Origin of the sequence: Spirosoma sp., from assembly GCF_048594605.1 — a bacterium.
GTDB lineage: Bacteria > Bacteroidota > Bacteroidia > Cytophagales > Spirosomataceae > Spirosoma.
The window spans coordinates 15,446-34,467 of the sequence record NZ_JBMDWV010000189.1; the positions used below are offsets into that span (position 1 = coordinate 15,446).

Annotated in this window: 17 protein-coding genes; 6 read left to right on the forward strand and 11 right to left on the reverse strand. The window is 47.9% G+C overall.

What is annotated here, in order from left to right; all coding sequences use genetic code 11:
* Window positions 1–173 precede the first annotated feature (173 nt).
* Window positions 174–1,079 (reverse strand): AraC family transcriptional regulator, encoded by a 906-nt coding sequence (locus ACOJS8_RS11720; protein WP_420148727.1) that lies wholly within the window; start codon window positions 1,077–1,079, stop codon window positions 174–176.
* Between the two features lie 392 nt (window positions 1,080–1,471).
* Between ACOJS8_RS11720 and ACOJS8_RS11725 the strand changes: the two genes are divergently transcribed.
* Window positions 1,472–2,140 (forward strand): DUF3826 domain-containing protein, encoded by a 669-nt coding sequence (locus tag ACOJS8_RS11725; protein WP_420148728.1) that lies wholly within the window; start codon window positions 1,472–1,474, stop codon window positions 2,138–2,140.
* Between the two features lie 83 nt (window positions 2,141–2,223).
* Here the strand turns inward: ACOJS8_RS11725 and ACOJS8_RS11730 are convergent, their stop codons facing one another.
* Window positions 2,224–2,409: a hypothetical protein gene (locus ACOJS8_RS11730; RefSeq protein WP_420148753.1), complete on the reverse strand. Its 186-nt coding sequence runs from the start codon at window positions 2,407–2,409 to the stop codon at window positions 2,224–2,226.
* Here ACOJS8_RS11730 and ACOJS8_RS11735 point away from each other — a divergent pair.
* From ACOJS8_RS11735 to ACOJS8_RS11745, 3 genes are all read left to right on the forward strand, one after another.
* Window positions 2,359–5,433, forward strand: a complete 3,075-nt coding sequence (locus ACOJS8_RS11735) for a SusC/RagA family TonB-linked outer membrane protein (protein ID WP_420148754.1) — start codon at window positions 2,359–2,361, stop codon at window positions 5,431–5,433. The two genes, ACOJS8_RS11730 and ACOJS8_RS11735, sit on opposite strands and share 51 nt — an antisense overlap.
* Window positions 5,434–5,449: 16 nt before the next feature.
* Window positions 5,450–7,225 carry a RagB/SusD family nutrient uptake outer membrane protein gene (locus ACOJS8_RS11740; protein WP_420148729.1) on the forward strand — a complete coding sequence of 592 codons (1,776 nt, stop codon included), beginning with the start codon at window positions 5,450–5,452 and terminating at the stop codon, window positions 7,223–7,225.
* Window positions 7,226–7,328: 103 nt separating this feature from the next.
* Window positions 7,329–8,345 (forward strand): zinc-binding alcohol dehydrogenase family protein, encoded by a 1,017-nt coding sequence (locus ACOJS8_RS11745; protein WP_420148730.1) that lies wholly within the window; start codon window positions 7,329–7,331, stop codon window positions 8,343–8,345.
* 96 nt (window positions 8,346–8,441) lie between these two features.
* Here ACOJS8_RS11745 and ACOJS8_RS11750 read toward each other — a convergent pair whose 3' ends face one another.
* A complete protein-coding gene (locus tag ACOJS8_RS11750) occupies window positions 8,442–8,777 on the reverse strand; it encodes a DUF4377 domain-containing protein (RefSeq protein WP_420148731.1) in 336 nt (111 codons plus the stop codon).
* Window positions 8,778–8,968: 191 nt separating this feature from the next.
* Between ACOJS8_RS11750 and ACOJS8_RS11755 the strand changes: the two genes are divergently transcribed.
* Entirely contained in the window at window positions 8,969–9,094 is a 126-nt protein-coding gene (locus ACOJS8_RS11755; protein WP_420148732.1) for a 30S ribosomal protein THX, read from the forward strand.
* A gap of 62 nt (window positions 9,095–9,156) precedes the next feature.
* Here the strand turns inward: ACOJS8_RS11755 and ACOJS8_RS11760 are convergent, their stop codons facing one another.
* Complete coding sequence (locus ACOJS8_RS11760) at window positions 9,157–11,757, reverse strand: hypothetical protein (RefSeq protein ID WP_420148733.1); 2,601 nt, start codon at window positions 11,755–11,757, stop codon at window positions 9,157–9,159.
* 140 nt (window positions 11,758–11,897) lie between these two features.
* On the opposite strand from ACOJS8_RS11760, the gene ACOJS8_RS11765 reads away from it, so the two are divergent.
* Window positions 11,898–12,152, forward strand: a complete 255-nt coding sequence (locus ACOJS8_RS11765; protein ID WP_420148734.1) for a hypothetical protein — start codon at window positions 11,898–11,900, stop codon at window positions 12,150–12,152.
* A 311-nt stretch (window positions 12,153–12,463) separates the two neighbouring features.
* On the opposite strand, the gene ACOJS8_RS11770 is transcribed toward ACOJS8_RS11765, so the two are convergent.
* The 7 genes from ACOJS8_RS11770 to dusB form a co-directional block, all read right to left on the reverse strand.
* A complete protein-coding gene (locus tag ACOJS8_RS11770; RefSeq protein WP_420148735.1) occupies window positions 12,464–14,464 on the reverse strand; it encodes a hypothetical protein in 2,001 nt (666 codons plus the stop codon).
* 134 nt (window positions 14,465–14,598) lie between these two features.
* Window positions 14,599–14,826: a hypothetical protein gene (locus tag ACOJS8_RS11775; protein ID WP_420148736.1), complete on the reverse strand. Its 228-nt coding sequence runs from the start codon at window positions 14,824–14,826 to the stop codon at window positions 14,599–14,601.
* A gap of 24 nt (window positions 14,827–14,850) precedes the next feature.
* Window positions 14,851–15,411, reverse strand: coding sequence for a ribosome recycling factor (frr, locus tag ACOJS8_RS11780; RefSeq protein ID WP_420148737.1), 561 nt, complete (start codon window positions 15,409–15,411; stop codon window positions 14,851–14,853).
* 91 nt (window positions 15,412–15,502) lie between these two features.
* Window positions 15,503–16,234, reverse strand: coding sequence for a UMP kinase (pyrH, locus tag ACOJS8_RS11785; RefSeq protein ID WP_420148738.1), 732 nt, complete (start codon window positions 16,232–16,234; stop codon window positions 15,503–15,505).
* A gap of 120 nt (window positions 16,235–16,354) precedes the next feature.
* Window positions 16,355–17,275, reverse strand: coding sequence for a sugar phosphate isomerase/epimerase family protein (locus ACOJS8_RS11790; RefSeq protein ID WP_420148739.1), 921 nt, complete (start codon window positions 17,273–17,275; stop codon window positions 16,355–16,357).
* Window positions 17,276–17,353: 78 nt separating this feature from the next.
* Window positions 17,354–17,851 (reverse strand): biotin/lipoyl-containing protein, encoded by a 498-nt coding sequence (locus tag ACOJS8_RS11795; RefSeq protein ID WP_420148740.1) that lies wholly within the window; start codon window positions 17,849–17,851, stop codon window positions 17,354–17,356.
* Window positions 17,852–17,911: 60 nt separating this feature from the next.
* Window positions 17,912–18,901: a tRNA dihydrouridine synthase DusB gene (gene dusB, locus ACOJS8_RS11800; RefSeq protein ID WP_420148741.1), complete on the reverse strand. Its 990-nt coding sequence runs from the start codon at window positions 18,899–18,901 to the stop codon at window positions 17,912–17,914.
* Between the last annotated feature and the right edge of the window lie 121 nt (window positions 18,902–19,022).

Here is a 19,022-nt window from a genome sequence, read left to right on the forward strand (position 1 = left end):
TTGCTGTTGTAGAATACGCAGCCCCCCTTACCTCCGTTGCAATGAGCAATTCTTTTAATGCGGAAGTCGTAATTTTAAAGGGTTTCTAAAGCATAATGCCGAAACGGCAGGTGTACCTGATCCGATTCGGCATTACGTAACAAATTTGTATGAGCCTTCTGTTTTATTAATACTTACACAGCAGCAACTTTGGTTAGCAGCGATTTCGATTTGTTCAGATACTGGCGCTTATACTCCAGCGGAGTAAGTCCGGTAACTTTTTTGAAATGACGGTAGAAATTCGACACGTTATTAAAGCCGCAGTCAAAACAGATTACTTCAGTCGGAATCTTGTCCTCAATCAGCGCCCGGCAGGCATGACTAATCCGGATCTCAATCAGAAAATCATAATACGTCTTGTTCGTCATTAATTTGAAATAACGGCAGAAAGACGTAACACTCAGATTACTGATGGCTGAAATCTCTTCCAGGGTTATCTCTTTTTTGTAGTTTGTTAAGGTATAGCTACAAACCGTGTTCAGACGTAGTGAATCTGTTTCATTCGATTGATAGAACACCGTACGCCCATTAACAATCGGCTCATATTCATCTGTTTCGGCCAGTGTTTTCAGAATTGACAGCAGAATGATGATCTTGTCAAGATTACTGGCCGTGAGGGCCTGATGCATCAGATCAGCCAATTTTGCGTTGGCTCGGCCGTTAATTACCATGCCGCTTTTTGCTTTTTCAAAAAGCTTGGGAATCAAATACGCTTCGGGCAGCTTCAGCAGATCCTCTCCCAGGCAATCGGGCAAAAACTGAATAACAATAACCTCGATATTCAGATCGGGATCATTGTAAAAATACTCCTCATTACTACGCCAGGTGTGGGGTAAATTCTCGCCCACGAAGACGATTTCACCGGGAGAAAAATTACTGATCTTATCACCGATGAACCGGACCCCTTCGCCTTTGAGGATATAATGGAGTTCCAGTTCGGGATGGTAATGCCATATGTTCTTAAAATGAGGTAAAATATCGTGCCGGACTGTAAAAGAATTTTCGAGTCTGGCCGTCACTTTTCGAAATAAGGGCTTCATGGTATTGAGTAGGCTATTCTATCGAGGTACTGAGTAAACGCTGACTGATTGGTATCACCAGTTTGAAATGGGTTTGCGGACGCCTTGAGGCCTATTTCCCCGTGTGTTTTCCGCCTTCTACATATAGCCCAAACCGCTCTGGCAATAATTATACAAACTTAATCGAATCAACGCAGATAATTCCAATTTATTCTATGATAATTTCCTATAATAAATTGACAAAAAAATGCAGCCCTGCCCATAAAATGTACTATATTTTTGTAGTGTGTTATAGAAAAGTATTGTTAATTCTCGGTTTTATCTCCTTTTCACACCCGATTAACAGCGCTATTTCGTCCGTTTGTTCAGGAGCGATCCAGCAGGCAAGAATTCTAAGATTTTACGATTTAATCATGAAAATGACACCAAAAAACCTCTTGCTGAGCTCCCTGATCGCTTTTACCAGCGTAGCCTATAGCCAGGCGCAGGATCAACAGACGCAGAGCAAAGAAGCAACGTATACACGGGTCGTTAACGAACGGGCCGCCAAAATTGCCGCTACGTTAGGAATCAGTGATTCGCAGATCTTGGCCCGCGTTCAGGAAGCTATAGCAAAGCAATATCAGGATTTGAATGCTATTCATGATAACCGGAAAGAAGCGCTGGCAAAGCTGACCGATGCATCCCAGAAAGAAGTAATTGAAACGGAAGCAAGCGCAAAACTGGCTGCTCTGCATAGCTCGTACTTAACTACGCTCGCCCGCGATTTAACTTCGCAGCAGATTGAGCAGGTTAAGGATGGTATGACCTACGGCGTATTGCCCATCACTTACAAAGGTTATCAGGCGATGCTCCCGAATTTGACCAATGAGCAAAAACAGCAGATCCTGACTTATTTGACCGAAGCCCGCGAGCGAGCCATGGATGAAGGCTCGTCGGAGCGGAAACACGCTACGTTCGGCAAATACAAAGGACGTATTAATAATTACCTCTCGGCGGCTGGTATCGACATGAAAAAGGCGAGCAAAGAATGGGAAGAACGTATCGCCCGAGAGAAAGAAGCCGCTAAATCCGGCAAATAAGCCCGAATAACTTTTACGTAACCTTTATAACGGACACCTTTTTGCTTCAACTTCTAATTGCCTAAACAATTATGCTCCTGGCTCTACGAAATAAACAACCTAAACTCTTCGCCAGCACTGCCAACCTGGTCTGCGCGTTGGTTCTGAGTGGTGTGACCGAAAAGGTCTGCTACGCAGAAAAAGAAGGCCGGAATACCGTAATGGTTTCGGCTGGCCCAATGGCCCCGCTGGAAAACGTAACCGGGACGGTGAAAGACGCTAAAGGTCAGACCTTACCGGGTGTAAACGTATTAATTAAAGGAACTAAAACGGGAACTGTTACCGATATTCAGGGCACGTTTCGACTGAATCTGCCGAAAGGAAACGAAACGCTGATCTTCAGCTATATCGGTTTCAAAACCCAGGAAGTTCAGATGAACGGACGCACGGCGGTGGCTATTCAATTGGAAGAAGATGCAGCAGCGCTGAGCGAGGTAGTCGTTGTGGGTTACGGCGTTCAGAAGAAGGTTAGCCTGACCGGTGCCGTTGCTTCGGTAGACATGAAATCAGTGCAGGATCTGCCGGTTAACAGCTTATCCGCAGCGCTGACGGGTCAACTGCCGGGTGTAGGCGTTTCAGGCGGCACGAGCCGTCCGGGCGAAGCAGCCCAGATTACGGTTCGGAATCCTGTCGTATTAGCCAAAGACGGAGGAACGCTACGTCCTCTCTACGTTATTGATAACGTAGTGCGTTCGGAAGAGGATTTCAACGCACTGGACGTATCGGAAGTTGACGCAATTTCGGTACTGAAAGATGCTGCTGCTGCTATTTATGGCGCACGCTCTAACCAGGGTGTTGTTGTCGTAACGACCAAGCGCGGTAAGGCCGGTACGCCCAAATTCAGCTACAGTGGCTCAACCGGTATTTCGGATGCTACGTTGCCCAAGATGATGAACGGCTACGAGCAGGCGACGTATCTGAATGATATGAACATTGCAGCGGGCAGGCCGCTAACCGATCCGCTTATTTACTCGCCGGACGAACTGGAATATTTCAGAAACAACAATACGAACTGGTTGCGTGAGGCCTGGAAACCTTCTACCGTTGTGCGTCATGCGTTGAACGTGAGTGGTGGTAGCGACAAGGCTACGTTTTTCGCGGGAGCTTCGTACAATGCTCAGGACGCTAATTTCGACAATATCAATTCGAGCAAATGGACGTTCCGTGCCAGCGCCGATATGCAGGTGACCCGGAATCTGAAAGCGGCTCTGTCGCTGAGCGGTGATCTGTCGAACAAGCGTATGTATTACCTGAAGCAGGGTGGCGAAAGCGCGGAAAACGACATGAAAAGTCTGCTATATACGTCCCAGTTCAATCCGCCTTACGTTAATGGGTTACCAGTTCTGCTGGCGAACGGTGGTACCAACGACTTCAATGCGTTCCATTTTTTCGAAATTCAGAAATCCAACAACTATACCCAGACCCGCACCAGCGGTCTGAACGTAACGGCCAATCTGGACTATTCAATTCCGTTTGTCAAAGGTTTGAAAGCCCGTGTTCTGTACAGCCGTACGTTCGACAATAGCTTCGGCAAACAATACGGTACGTGGTATAATACGTATAGCTTCTCGATGCTTGGCGACCACAAGCACATTTACGGGGGCGATGTTCTGAAAATCGTTCCGCTGAACAACGGCGACCGGGTCCGGATCAACCCAGGCTATGTTGATACGTATCAGTTTAACGGGTACCTGAATTACGACAATCAGTTTGGCAAGCACCAGATATCGGCGATTGCCTTCTTCGAACAGGCCGAAACCCACTCCGATCAGGTAGCGGCTATGGCTGAAGGTGTTATCATTGGCGGTCTGGATAATATGCGTTACGCGACGGGTACCCAGTCGGCCTCCGAAACCGAAACCGAAGCGGGCTTCCTGTCGTATGCCGGTCGGATCAATTACAACTACGCCAACAAATACCTGTTCGAAACGGCTATCCGGTACGATGCCTCGACCAAGTTTGCGCCTGAATATCGCTGGGGTCTGTTCCCGTCGTTCTCGCTGGGCTGGGTGATTTCTGAAGAGCCTTTCTTCCGCAACAACGTTCGCTGGGTTGACTTCCTGAAACTACGCGGTTCGTTAGGTTTCATGGGTGGCGATGCGACAAAACCGTATAACTGGCTGACAAGCTATTCGATCCAGACCGGAAAAGGGGCCGTATTTGGCGGTAACTCAAACCGTCCGCTGGTAGTAACACCCAACAACGCGATGGCCAACCGTCTGGCGCAGTGGGATAACAACACAAAGTACAACATCGGACTGGATGCACAGTTCCTGAAAAACAGGCTCTCGGTTACGTTGGACGCTTTCTACGATCACCGTTACAACATGCTGACGGCTCTGACCTCGTCGGTTCCGCTGGTTGTTGGTGCTACGTTGCCTTCCGAAAACTTCGCAATTGTGGACGGTTTTGGAACGGAACTTTCGTTCGGATGGAGCGACAAGATTACCAACGACTGGTCGTATAAAGTCAATACGTTCCTTACCTGGAACGATAACAAGCAAATCAAAATTGACGTCGAAAAAGGTAAAATGGGCACGTATGAAGACCCTCTCGGTAAATCGTCGGATATGGGTTTCCAGGGATATAAATACCTGGGTATGTTCCGGACCCAGCAGGACGTAGACGCGTATCTGGAGAAAAATCCCGGCTACACACTCTTCGGAGCGGTACCGAAGCCAGGTATGCTGTATTACGAAGATGTTCGCGGACCGAAGGATGCATCAGGTCAATACACCGCACCGGACGGTAAAATCACCGACGCCGACATGCAGTTCCTGACGCGCAAAGCCAACAACCACTACGGATTCGGCTTCAATTTCAGCACGACTTACAAGAACTTCTCAATGGCGGCTGTTATCAGCGGTTCGTTCGGTGGTCAGGATGCCGTAGAGGGCGATGCGAAGTCACAAGCCACGGCAACCTCCAACCGACCTGCTTTCTGGGCTAATCACTGGACTCCCGAAAATCCAAACGCTACGTATCCAAGCCCTTATTACAAAGATACGTATACCGTCCCTTCGGATTTCTGGTTCAGAAGCTCAACGCAGGTAGCTGTCCGGAACTTCAACCTGTCGTATGGTTTGCCTGCCCGTGTGGCCAGTAAACTGGGCATGAGCAACGTTCGGGTATACATGGTGGCAACGAACCCGCTTAACCTGTACAACCCATACGATTACAAATCGTATTCAGGTCCTTACAATACGTATCCCGTACTACGTTCCTTCTCGCTAGGCTTAAATCTTGGTTTGTAAACCTCCATCTGATCCAATGAAACTATCCCATAAATTCCTGGCTGCCTTCTGTTCGTCGCTTGCGTTGACAGGCTGCATGAAGGTACTCGACAAAACCGATCTGAGTTCGACCAACGGGGCGCTGATCTTTAACGATTCGACGCTTACGCAGATGAACCTCGATTACATCTACGACCAGAACCTCCCCGCCGGGATTTCAAGCTTAGGACCAGGCAATCCGAGTGTTACTACCCTGTCGGACGAATCGTTTGGCGAAAGCAAACTGCTGGAAGGAACACTGCTCGTCAACGAAGTCGGTGATTTTGGTACGAAGCTCGACGCAACGAACAACTACGGTAAAATTCGGGTCATCAATATGTTCCTGAATGACGTTAATGGCGGATCGCTACCTCGCTTTACGAAGAACAAACTTCGGGCGCAGGCACAGTTTTTCCGGGCCTGGCGCTATTTCGATCTGGTCCGTTTGTATGGTGGGGTGCCCATGGTCTTGACTCCACTGGCGGCTGTAGGCGTCGAAGCGCGAGACCAGGCATTTTTACCCCGTAATACCACCGCAGAGAGTTTTGCCCTGATTGTTAAAGATCTGGATTCGACGATTGCATCGGTTCCTGGCAAGTGGGCTTCTACGAACGACTGGGGACGTATCACGAAGGGATCGGCAGCGGCATTTAAGGGTCGTGTTCTGCTCACGGCGGCCAGTCCGCAGTTTAACCCAACGGACGACGTAACGAAATGGCAGGCTTCGTACGATGCCAACAAACAGGCGTATGATCTGCTGACAGCCAACGGGTATGGTTTAAACAGTTCATTCGATCAGTTGTGGTTTCAGGAAGTCAACAATCCGGAAGCTGTACTCGTAACGGGGTATAATACAACGACCTCCGATCAGGCCCGGAAAAATAACGGCTATGACAACGCAACGCGCCCATCTTACACAGGAACAAGCGGAGGTTCAAACCAGCCATCCTGGGAAATGGTTAAAGCGTTTCCGATGCTGGACGGCAAAAAACCAGGCGAATCGACGAAGTATGCGTACACCGATCAGTTGTTTTTCAAAAATCGTGATCCTCGTTTTGATAAGACAATTGCTTACAATGGGGTAACCTGGCCGCTGAACGGCAACAGCAACTACAAGCTGTGGACTTATTTTGCGGGCGGAAAAACCGTAGAGCCTAAAGCGACGAATACTGGTTTTTACACACGCAAAGCCATTAACCCTGCCCCAGCGATCAGCGAAGTTCAGTATTCGGGGACAGACTGGATTGAGATTCGCTTTGCCGAAGTATTGTTGAACCTGGCCGAAAGTGCCGTTGGTGTGAATAAACTGGATGAAGCATACACGCAGTTGAAAGCCATCCGCAAACGGGCGGGCATTGAAGCCGGTACTGATGGACTATACGGACTGAAAGCTAACATGACCCGTGCCGAGTTATTCGACGCCATTCTGTACGAGCGGCAAATTGAATTTGCTTTCGAAGGAAAACGATTCTGGGACCTTCGTCGCTGGAAACTAATCGAAAAAACGCTGAACGGTACCCGTCGGACTGGTGTCACGATCAACTTGAAAACAACGGGCGTACCGGCCGACTTCGCAACCACACGCGACAACGTCAGTCTGGAAAAGGCTTACACCGATTATTTTACGCTGGCATTCAAACAGCTTGACACGAAGTATGCCGTCAACTGGAAACCGGAATATTATTTCTTTGCCATACCACAATCTGCCATCGACAACAACCCCAAACTCATTCAGAATACAACGTGGGGGGGCACATTTGATCCATTGAAATAATGAATAGTGAATAGGTTGGTAGTATTTCTTAAACTTACCGAAGTTTTTTCCAAAGCGTGTTATGCGCCATGTGGAGCCTTCGGTAAGTTTTTTCTTTTTTTCTATGAACACGTTAGTATGTACAACACCGGGCCAATTCGATTATAAGCAAGGCGTTAAACCGACGTCGGCTCCTGGCCGGGCTATTATCCAGATTAAACGTATTGGCATTTGCGGGACGGACCTGCATGCATACGAAGGCACTCAGCCATATTTTGCTTACCCTCGAATTCTTGGGCACGAGCTAGCCGGCGAACTCATCGAAGCCGATGGCGCTCCTGGTTTTTTGCCGGGCGAAACCGTTACGTTCATTCCTTACTTCAATTGTGGTACGTGCATTGCCTGCCGATCGGGTAAGCCCAACTGCTGCACAAACCTACAGGTGAGTGGCGTACATATCGACGGTGGCATGGTTGAGTATCTGTCCGTTCCCTCCTACTCGCTGGTGCATGGCGAAGGGTTGAGCGTTGATGCACTGGCGCTGGTAGAGCCTCTGGCCATTGGTGCTCATGGCGTTCGTCGGGCAGATGTCCAGCCGGGTGAGTTTGTCCTGGTGGTGGGGGCAGGCCCGATCGGGCTGGGAATTATGGAGTTTGCCCGGATTGCAGGCGGCAACGTAATTGCGATGGATATTAATGAATCCCGACTGGCGTTCTGTCAGAACAAACTAAAGGTTCCTCATACCGTCAACGCCCTGGCTCCCGACGTAGCAGATCAACTTCGGACAATCACCAATGGTGATATGCCAACCGTGGTAATCGACGCAACAGGCAGTCTGAAAGCCATTAACAACAGTTTTCAATATATGGCACACGGCGCTCGCTACGTATTGGTTGGCCTTCAGAAAGGCGAGATTTGCGTAAGTCATCCCGAATTTCACAAGCGCGAAGCTACGTTGATGAGCAGTCGGAACGCTACCCGTCAGGATTTCGAGCATGTAATTTCGAGTCTGAAAAAAGGCCTGGTTGACCCAACAACCTATATTACTCACCGCGTTACGTTCGGCGAGGTTGGCGCTACGTTCGCCAGTTGGCTTGATCCGGCAAATGGCGTTATCAAAGCGATGGTCGAGCTGAATTAAGCTCCATATCTGTAGTTCCCCTGGATAGTCTTCAGCTAGACGCCCAATACAAATCGGCCCGTTTCTACCTTAGAAACGGGCCGATTTGTATTGAACCTACGTTTTATTTTTTTCCAGCATGTCAACCAGTGTATAGCGAAGGCTGGCCCCATCGGCTGGCGGATTTTTTATTGGCTCCCGCTTCACGAGCAATTTATACTCATAGCCTGGCTCGTAGGTAAAACCCTCAATTCTGGTGTAAAAAAATTTCCAGTCCGTATCACCATCCTGTTTAACCAGCAAACATTTTTGAGGACCGACCCCAACACAGTCCTGCGTATGGTCAGCAATTTGCATAGTAATGATTTCAGGTTTTACGTTGGTCTTGTCGCAGCTTGCCAGAAGCAAAAGCCCGAGGAGCCACAGGTAAAGAAACGATTGCAGGCGATTCATAAACGAAATAAAGAGGATTTATACTACTGACCCGCTTACTGACGTATTCGTTGCAAACTATTCATGTTTTTATTCTCAGGGATTGCCTTTCATCTATTGCCAGATGCTTCCGTGGAGCAAAGATGAATCAAACAAATGAAGGCATTTTCAAGTAATAAATAAATCTTTCTACCCTAAACGAACCAGTAACTATGGGCAAAGGCGATAAAAAATCCCGCAAAGGCAAGATTGCCAGTGGATCGTACGGCAATACACGACCTAAACCAAAGAGCAAACCTACTGCAGCTACTAAACCAGAGAAAAAGCCTAAATCCTGAGCGCATTCCACTAAAAAGCCCTGCACATTCTGAATGTGCAGGGCTTTTTAGTGGAATGCGGGCTATTTTGTTTTGGACTTCGTATGGCGCTGAATTGGTTTTAAGCCTTCTGATGTTGTAGGTGTTGGTGTAACTGGCTCAGGTTCGGGCACCGGATGAGATTGACGCCCGCGTCCTTCCCGGAAAATTACAAATCCGATCAGCGCAATCAGTAATACGTTACAAATCAGATCGATAGTATCGCCAGTACGAGCCAGGGGCGGGTCGAATCGGAATTCTATTGTGTGCTTTCCAGCCGGAATCCGCATGGCGCGTAATACGTAATTAGCCCGCAAATGTGGAGCTGGTTTTCCATCAATAAACGCCTGCCAATCTTCGTGCCCCCGGTAATAGACTTCTGAAAAAATGGCTAATCCATCCCGGGCAGCATTTGCCTGATATATAAGTTTATCGGGACGATAACTCGTCAACTGGATTGTGCTACCGGTATGATCCATTGTAGCGGGTAAACTGCCTAACTGAGTGGCAAATTGTTTATCAACAACGGCCGAGTCTCGCGTGCTCAATGTTTTCATAACCGCCATTTCTTCGTCGGCATTGTTGACTTGCTGCACATGCTTAACGAACCAGGCAGCCCCCATTACGTTTGGGTTCGGCAAAGCCACTGGCCCGGTGGGTTGCTGTTGCGGATTAGCCGGATCGGGTTCTGCCGGACGTATCACGTATTTGGCGTTCAGCATATTCAGGATATTCAAAAAATTGGGCTGAAACGCATGTGTAATCAACTCATTGTATCGCCGGAGCCGGGTTGTGTTATAACCGCCCACCGAACGGTGAAAATAAGACGTCCGGTTTGTTTCCATGAACGAGCCCGTTTGATCGAATACGCGGTACCCCAACGATTTATCCTGCAAAATCTGCTCATCGGCGGCCGTTGCCACAAAGGGTGTGCTGGCTTCTGCCTTCGTCACAAAATCGGCGCTGTTCAAAAATCGCTTGTCAACGGCAAATAAGTCGAATACCACAATGGCAAATAGCAGCGGATAGAATACCGCTGCTTTGATTTTATTGGTCAGAAATAACCAGAGCGTGCCGGCCGCCAATACGATGAGAATAACAGATCGAAACCCATCGGAACGTAGCATACTCTGCCGGTCGCTGATAAGGGGTGCCAGGAAATCCTTACCCGCATCACCAAAAATCTGAGATAAAATATTGATGTCGTTTGGGCGCTGAAACGCGAAAAAAGCCCCGCCCACTACAGCCAGAAGCAGTGCTACGCCTGCCGTAAGCCCTAAGCTAATAAAGAGCGATTGTTTGAGCTGTGCCAGTGTCAGCTTCTCACTAACGATGGTTTGAATACCAAGGGCGGCTCCGGCAGCCATAAATAACTGAGCCAGACAGAGCGCCATAGTCATTGCCCGAAACTTGTTTAGGTAGGGCAGATAATCAAACAACAACTCATTGAAAAACAGGAAGTTCTTTCCCCAGGCTAACATAACCATCAGCAAAGTGGCACTTAATAACCACCAGCGGATTGACCCTCGAATAACAAACATGCCCAGTACAAACAGGAAGAGCAACGCAGCCCCGGCATACGCAGGCCCGCCTAATATTGGCTGATCACCCCAGTATGTAGGAAATCCCTGCTCGACCAGTTGTTTGGCCGCTCCCGGATCGATCCCCCGGTTCACCATCGCTTTGTATAACTCCGAATCAGTACTCAATCCACCCGCCGAACCACCACCGTATACGTTCGGAATCAGCAACGTAAGGGTTTCGGCCTTGCCATAACTGTAAGCAAAAGCATAATCTTTATCCAGGCCGCCTTTCGATTCACTACTGGGTGACTTTCCATCCGGATTTGTTGTTTTTGCCGTCAGTTCCGACTTGCCCCGAATGGTTTCTTTGGTATACTGATTTAGGACCAACAGCCGCTTACCAAAACTACCCGCGGCCAGTGCTCCGGCCAGAGCCAGCGTTGCCAGGCCAAACGCCAACTGACGACCTCTACCCGCCCGGATCAGGGCGATACCTTCAATAAGAACGTAAAGGCCAGCAGCCATAAACAGGTAATACGTAATCTGGATGTGGTTGGCACCAAATTCCATACAGAGAAAAAACCCTGTCAATGCGGCTCCCAGCCAGTGCCGGCCACGTAATGCCAGAATCACCCCAGCCAACATACCGGCTCCGTACCCCAGGGCAAACAGTTTGGAAACGTGCCCCGCTTCCAGACTAACGATTCCGAACGTACCAAGTCCGTAAGCAGCGGCTCCAAGCGCTGAAAGCCATGAGTTACAGCCTAATACAATCAGGAAGACGTACATGCTCAGCATGACGACGAAAATAATGCTGGCGGTGTTGGGCAGTAGATTGACCACACCCGTAACCGCTTTGTAGACCAGAATATATGGATAGGAGAAATCAATCATGTAGCCGGGCATTCCGCTAAATAAGGCATCAGTCCAGAGCGGTTTTTCTCCCGTTTGCTGGGCTATTTCGCGAATTTCATGGGCCGCTGCCGATGCCTCCTGAACATCATGCATGGCAAGCGTTTTACCTGAAAGTACTGGCGAGAAATAAATAATTGCCAGCACCAAAAGCCCCAGCACCGCAAGAAGATGCGGGCGCAGCCGTTGGAACAAAGTTGGTTGGTTCATAAAGTAAAGACGATACGTAGCTCAAAGATACGGCTTTGTCTAAAACGGACCGAACCAGTAGTGGATTGTTGGCAATGATGATACGCTAAAAAAACGAAACAGAACGCAACCGTGCTGTCTCTTTTTGCGTATATGGTTGCATGCGCTACATCGTTGTTTTCGCTAAGCAAGAGATTGGTTACGCCGTAGGGTTCGATACCTTGACGGACGCAACTGATTTTTTATACTGGGGATATGAAGAATACGATTTAGTGCCGTACGGAACCTTCGATGTACTGACGGGGGAGGTTTGGCCTTACGAACATCGGGGCGAGCGCGTAGCGAATATCGATACTCAACTCATCAGTCGGACAGCACTTGATTATCTGAAAGCTGCGGTTCGCCAGACGAGGTAAAAATAGTTCTACAATTCGCACAACCTGCTCAAAGCACATCCCATATCGTTTTTGTAACGACCAGGAATAACAAAAAAGCAAGGGCAAGTATCAATGTCCAGGGACCGGGTAAAAAAGACTTCTTATTCATGCCAATTAGACGCCCTGTCTACTAACTGGTAACACATTTTTTTAGTTTTAATTACCGTACAAATCATTACGTAGACAACAAGTTCTCTGCATCTATCATCATAACTTATTCATGGTTACGTCCTCTGCCATATGCAAATAAATTTCGAGCAAGACTATCGCAGGACTAACTATTTATTACATCAATTATTCAGAAACGCTCCTACACGGCCTGCGTAACCAGGCTTTTCCCAGGCTGGTGCCGCCACCGGAAGCGCTTCGTAAAGCTGATTTTTATCCGTTTCCTTGACCATAAACTCGTAGACCTGTGCCGATGGCCCGCGAAGCTTAACTTTGAAGCGGTTACCATTCAATTGCCCCCCCGGTACACGCACAATATCGGTCCTTTCTTCAGCCCAGTTTTGCAGCATACCTCCCATAATCAGTACGCGCCAACCGCCCGGTACAGGTTTGTAACGTAGCATGTAGGCGGGGCGTCTGGGGCCTACTTTACCGCCATCATTATTGACGGCAGCAACGCCATTGTAGGCAAAAAAGCCCCCTGACTCGTTCATCTGTACTTCCGGATCTTCGATCAACGTACTGCCCGGATAATACGTCTCGTACGGCTGAAGATCGGCCCTGGCCTGCAGCATTGCCGAAACAGGATGCAGCGAAAAATTCCAGTAGGATTTTGTATCCGGATCAGCCGGGTTGCTTAGTTCTTTAACAATATCAAGCGGATCGATAGGGAACATATAAAATCCCCAGTCAGGCTCATCACCTGCAAAAAATCGAGTGACAACGTAACGGGAATACTGTTCATACGGTGGCTGCCATAGTTTGGGCGTATCGCGGAAATTGTCGTTACCATAGCGCCGGATGTTCTGTACATCTGCGAACGGAGCCCGCCAGTTACCCTCGTAGCAAGGTTCAATCTGACGCCACATCGGACGCACACCCCCCGACCGGGCTCGCATCAAGCGCCGGTTCTCCTGAAGATAGCCTTTCTCCAGGCCAACAATATGGATCGGCTTGATCTTACTCCAGATGTACTGATACGTCTGTGTACCTGGCTTTTTCTGATCGAAAATAGCTTCTTTATCCCACGGGTCGAATTCGGGATCAAAGCGATACCAATACGCCTGATTAAAATCTTCGTGTGCGTAAAAGCTTTCCTTGAATCGAATGGTAACGGTACCTCCACCCGGTTTATTGAACCTAAGGTTCCCCTGCCTGTCGCCCCCAACATTCGCTACGTTGCAGCTACCTTCAAAAAAAAGTCCGGTATTTTTTTCGAAATCAACACGTGGTTCTCCCTGTGCCATCGACGAACCCTCTGCTACTTTTGTGCCCGGTTTTCCCTTCAGCCGGGCAACTTCCATCAGAATTGCCATTCGGTTGGCGCGACGTGTGTATAGTTCGTTCGTCCAGACGGACTGTCCACGTGCTGCCAGTTGCTCCACCGTAACGGTTTCTTTTGTGCCTTCCAGCTGAATCGTTTTCTTTTTTGCATCATGCCAGTTTCCATTGCTACTCCCCTGTTTTGAGTAATATCCGGCATCTCTCCAACCCGGCAGCGGTCCTTCTTCACTGTTACCGGCGTTCAGCCACATACTGCTTTCAATGTCGAAAACAAGGTATTTTGTATTAGCTAAATCGCCATGCCCCAAAGCAGGCACTACGTTCCAGGCATGATTGAAAAATTCCTGGAGGGTACAGAAGTAAAAGGCTGCATTACGTAACGGTTCAATGAAATTTTCGGTCAGGTAAATCATCTCATCGCCGTAGACTAGCTGAGTCTTATGTTCGGGCTTAACTGACCAGGTTGTGAACGTATTAATTCCTGCGGCTTTACGTTCATTTACAGATTTGTTTCCTACTATGTCAATGCAAAAATGAAAATTCGGCGAGTAATATTTCTGCGTGCCAAACTGTGTAATATCAATCTGCCCTTTGGGTTCCGGTGCATAGGGAAGCAAGAAACGGCCAGCCTTCCGACCCTGTACCGCATCAGAAGGTAACGTACTCACAACCTGATCGAAACGGTTGGAGCCCGGCCTTGATTCTCTACTGATAATCTGTGTATTGCCCTGGCCTTGCGTAACCTTATATCGATACGTTTGCGCTTTTGTGTGACCTATTGACAGGCCGACAAAAAGGAAGAGAAAAATCCAGCTTGTTTGCTTTTTTACCCTGTTCATGTGAGCGTAATCAGGTATGATGGAGATCGTCAAAGATAAAGCAGGAGCGATCAGAATTAACTAAAAAGCCGTTCATGTCAAAGCATGAACGGCTTTTACGCCATTTTATATATAGAGAAGTCGCTGACAACGTATCACTTACAAGTTGATACAACCGTTGTGCTATTGTTGCTGGTGGTGTTGGCGACGATGTATGCCGAAACTTCGTCATTCCCACAGACTTTGTTTTCGATACGTCCAGTCTGTCCCTGCAGACCATACGTAATGGTTTCGCAGGTTTTGCAGTCCTTCTTCTTGAAACTTCCTCCTTCGCAGGATAGAAAGCCAAGGGCAACAGCAACAATTAGTTTTGCTAGTTTCATGTTTGTCTCCGACTTCGCTATGGTTTAGACGGAAAGAATGTCTTTCTCTTTCGCGGCAAACGTGTCATCAATCCGGGCAATGAACGCATCTGTTAGTTTTTGCACACGTTCCTCTCCCATTTTCACGGCATCTTCCGATACACCATCTTTAACTAATTTCCGGATGTCGTCGTTTGTGTCTTTACGAATATTGCGAACATTAACTTTCGCGATTTCAACCTCTTGCTTTACTTTTTTAACGAGGTCACGGCGACGTTCTTCCGTTAAAGGTGGAATACTTAGTCGTATCAATTCACCATCGTTGTTGGGAGCCAACCCAAGATTTGAGTTACGAATAGCCTTTTCAACCTCACCAATAAGTTTTTTCTCGAATGGCTTGATAGCTATGGTGCGGGCATCGGGAGTTGTAACAGAAGCCACCGTGTTTAAAGGCGACAACATCCCATAATACTCAATCTGAATACCGTCCAGCATGGCAGGGCTGGCTTTTCCAGCCCTAATTTTGGTTAGTTCGATGGACAAATGCTTAAGAGCCTTTTCCATCGTATCTTTTGCATCGTCGAGAAACAGCTCGATCTCTTCCATTTTTATAAAGTTATAAAGTTGAAGAGTGATAGAGTTTTAAAGATCTGTAGGCGGTAACCACTTTACAACTCTATGACTTTACAACGCTTCATTAAGATAGACTCGTTGTGATAAGGGTACCAACGTTGTCATCGCCCTCAATTAAACGCAGCAGGCTGCCCGGCTCATTCATATTAAAGACAATGATGGGTAAATTGTTTTCCTGGCATAATGTAAACGCCGTCAGGTCCATTACACTCAGTTTTTTTTCGTAAACGTCGGCAAAGGTTATGGTCGTATACCGCGTAGCCGTTTTGTCTTTCATCGGGTCAGCCGTATACACTCCGTTTACTTTTGTGCCTTTGAGTACTACGTCGGCTTCGACTTCGATAGCCCGTAAGGCCGCGGTTGAATCGGTCGTGAAATACGGATTACCTGTACCAGCACCAAAAATCACAACCCGCCCTTTCTCAAGATGACGGACGGCCCGCCGACGAACATAGGGTTCGCAGACCTGCTCCATCTTGATGGCCGACATAACCCGGGTGTACATACCGTGTTTTTCGAGTGAACTTTGAAGCGCCATGCAATTAATTACGGTGGCCAGCATTCCCATGTAGTCACCCTGAACACGGTCTATCCCTGAGCGTTCTCCAGAAACGCCCCGGAAGATGTTGCCCCCACCAATAACAATGGCTATCTGAACGCCCAGATCGACTACTTGTTTAATTTCCTGACTGTATCTTTCTAGAATTGCCGGGTCAATGTTATAACCGTTAGGCCCCGCCAAAGCCTCCCCGCTCAGTTTGAGCAGGATGCGTTTGTACTTTGTTTGCGATGTCATGAAGGGAAGTTTTGCGGGCAAAGATAAGGAAAAGGAGGAAAGGAAAACGCAATAAAGACGTACGGACCCAGGAAAAGCTTGGCTGGCGATGAAGTGCTTTGTTTTGTCTTTTGTTTTCCGCTAAGCCGACTGCCATAGCTCCTTTAATCGACTTAAATCCCTTCTCATTGCCTTAAAAACCTCGTTTTGAGGAACAGACAATTTTGTGGCACCATGCTCAGCTCCGCCCACCGGATACTCAATGTGCAGGGTTATCGGAACGCGTAAGTTGCTATTTTTAAGCAGGTTAAAGTAAGATTTAAAGTCAATCATTCCGTTGCCAAGCGGTACGTCCTGCACATCCCATTTTCCTGACGTAGCAGCTGATTTTTTCTTTTCCCACTGGAAATCTTTTATCGTAATCGACTTAATTTGAGGCTGAAGCAGTCGAAATCCGTTTGGCCAGGATTGCCCACCTTCAACAGTAGCATGCCGGATATCATACTGAACCCCCATCTGTTCAGTGGAAGCGCTCTTAAGGATTTCCCATATTTCCCAAACTGATGCCCCCACCAACAATCCTGCGTGATTCTGGTAACATCCTGTCAAACTAAGACTCCTGTTGAGTTCGCCAAGCCCATGAATTTGGCGCTGAAAGTCCTGTATGTCTTCAGGTATGGTTTTTGTTTTACTGTACTGATACCATTTCATTCGATACGTTCGAAAACCAAGTCTGGAAGCCGCCGTCAACAACCGCCTATCGATTGGGTCGGCAGCATCGCCTACAGCCGTAGTCATCAGATTAGGGGCCAAACCGACTTTTTTGAGCGCATCAACTGCTTTTGGCAAATCCTCTTCGACTCGTTCGGGCGTTACGTGCCCACCAGGTCGAACGGTTAAATCAACCCCCGCAAACCCCATACTGACAGCCGCTTCAGCCATATCAGTATAATTCAGAAATTGCAGATGCTTCGAAAAGATATGAATATCGGGCAAATCAGCGTCCATTGAAGCCCGCGGGAACGACGTAAAGGAAGGTAAAATAGGTGAAGTTCCAGCCAATAATGCTGCTTGTTTCAGAAAACAACGGCGTGAGTATGACGAGTCCATTTTAATATTGCTCAGCTGATCAACCCGCAATCAAACAAACTCAATCAGAACCTGTCCTTTTTCAACCCGGTCGCCTTTGGCAATGCGAATCGCCTTAATGGTACCATCGCCCGCAGCTTTCAGTACGTTTTCCATTTTCATGGCCTCAAGTACCAGCAAACTGTCGCCCTTATTGACGGATTCGCCAGGTTGTGCATTGATACCTACAATCAGGCCCGGCATCGGTGCTTTCAAATCATTTACTTTGACTTTTGCCGTGCTGCTCATTCCCATTTTTTCAAGTAAAAGATCAAATCGATCCTTGAGCTGCACCTGATGAATATGGCCATTGATTTTTAGCCCAACTGTTTTTTCGAGCGCATTTAGGTCAATAATTTCCGCAGTATACGACCGATTTTGATGTAGAATATGAAACGTCCGGTCTGACAACCTGACCAAATCCCAGGCAAAAAGCTCACCATTTAGCGTAGGCCCATCTGTCGGGAAATCAATGGTTAGTGTTTGGCTGTTAAGGGTAGCAGTATACATAAGGAGACGAGTAAATAAAGAGCGAGCGAAAAATAATAGAATCTTTTCTTCTTTCCTTTATCATACTAATTCAACCACGTATTTCTCCTGAATTTCGTCCAGTATCGCCCTTACGCCATCATACGAATCGGTTGTGACTAGCTGCATTCGATACGGTTTGAAATCGGGGAGCCCTTTAAAATAGTTGGCGTAGTGACGACGCATTTCAAACAGACCAACAATTTCACCTTTCCAGCGAATCGAGAAATCAAGATGCTGCCGACAAACAGAAACGCGGTCTGCAATAGTTGGCGCGGATAAATGCTGGCCTGTTTGGGCAAAGTGTTTGATCTCATTGAAAATCCAAGGATGCCCGATGCTTGCCCGGCCAATCATAACCCCGTCAACACCGTAGCGATTTTTGTATTCCAGGGCTTTTTCGGGTGAATCAATATCGCCATTCCCAAAAATTGGAATCTGTATACGTGAGTTTTCTTTGATTCGCCCAATAAGCGTCCAGTCGGCTTCGCCTTTGTACATCTGCACGCGTGTACGGCCGTGAATCGTGAGCGCTTTGATGCCAATATCCTGCAACCGCTCAGCCACTTCGCCGATATTTTTCGTATGATCGTCCCAGCCGAGCCGGGTTTTCACCGTAACGGGTAGATGGGTTGCTTTCACGACGGCTTCAGTCATACGTACCATTTTCGGGATGTCCTGCAATAACGCGGCTCCGGCCCCCCGGCACGCTACGTTCTTGACCGGACAACCATAATTAATATCGATCAGGTCGGGCTGCGCTTTGGTGGCAATTCGGGCGCATTCGCCCATCGTTTCTACGTCGGAGCCAAAGAGCTGAATCCCGATGGGTCGTTCGTATTCAAAAATATCGAGCTTCTGGACACTCTTCGCTGCGTCGCGAATCAACCCTTCCGACGAGATGAATTCGGTATACATCAAATCGGCCCCATTGGCTTTACAAACGGCCCGAAATGGCGGATCGCTCACATCCTCCATAGGCGCCAGTAACAGTGGGAAATCCGGGAGTTGTATATTGCCGATTGTTACCATATTCTTGCTAATGTCATTCTCTTCAACTCATTCCAGAGCCATTTATCATCAGAAATAGTCGTATCACTACATGATCGTACCTGGCCTCAGGAAAATGATAAATGGTACGTTTTAGCACAAT

Excerpts from the sequence above, each read along its gene's own strand:
- ACOJS8_RS11720 (WP_420148727.1), bottom strand. The coding sequence starts at position 1,079 with ATGAAGCCCTTATTTCGAAAAGTGACGGCCAGACTCGAAAATTCTTTT.
- ACOJS8_RS11725 (WP_420148728.1), top strand. The coding sequence starts at position 1,472 with ATGAAAATGACACCAAAAAACCTCTTGCTGAGCTCCCTGATCGCTTTT.
- ACOJS8_RS11735 (WP_420148754.1), top strand. The coding sequence starts at position 2,359 with ATGGCCCCGCTGGAAAACGTAACCGGGACGGTGAAAGACGCTAAAGGT.
- ACOJS8_RS11740 (WP_420148729.1), top strand. The coding sequence starts at position 5,450 with ATGAAACTATCCCATAAATTCCTGGCTGCCTTCTGTTCGTCGCTTGCG.
- ACOJS8_RS11745 (WP_420148730.1), top strand. The coding sequence starts at position 7,329 with ATGAACACGTTAGTATGTACAACACCGGGCCAATTCGATTATAAGCAA.
- ACOJS8_RS11750 (WP_420148731.1), bottom strand. The coding sequence starts at position 8,777 with ATGAATCGCCTGCAATCGTTTCTTTACCTGTGGCTCCTCGGGCTTTTG.
- ACOJS8_RS11755 (WP_420148732.1), top strand. The coding sequence starts at position 8,969 with ATGGGCAAAGGCGATAAAAAATCCCGCAAAGGCAAGATTGCCAGTGGA.
- ACOJS8_RS11760 (WP_420148733.1), bottom strand. The coding sequence starts at position 11,757 with ATGAACCAACCAACTTTGTTCCAACGGCTGCGCCCGCATCTTCTTGCG.
- ACOJS8_RS11765 (WP_420148734.1), top strand. The coding sequence starts at position 11,898 with ATGCGCTACATCGTTGTTTTCGCTAAGCAAGAGATTGGTTACGCCGTA.
- ACOJS8_RS11770 (WP_420148735.1), bottom strand. The coding sequence starts at position 14,464 with ATGAACAGGGTAAAAAAGCAAACAAGCTGGATTTTTCTCTTCCTTTTT.
- ACOJS8_RS11775 (WP_420148736.1), bottom strand. The coding sequence starts at position 14,826 with ATGAAACTAGCAAAACTAATTGTTGCTGTTGCCCTTGGCTTTCTATCC.
- frr (WP_420148737.1), bottom strand. The coding sequence starts at position 15,411 with ATGGAAGAGATCGAGCTGTTTCTCGACGATGCAAAAGATACGATGGAA.
- pyrH (WP_420148738.1), bottom strand. The coding sequence starts at position 16,234 with ATGACATCGCAAACAAAGTACAAACGCATCCTGCTCAAACTGAGCGGG.
- ACOJS8_RS11795 (WP_420148740.1), bottom strand. The coding sequence starts at position 17,851 with ATGTATACTGCTACCCTTAACAGCCAAACACTAACCATTGATTTCCCG.
- dusB (WP_420148741.1), bottom strand. The coding sequence starts at position 18,901 with ATGGTAACAATCGGCAATATACAACTCCCGGATTTCCCACTGTTACTG.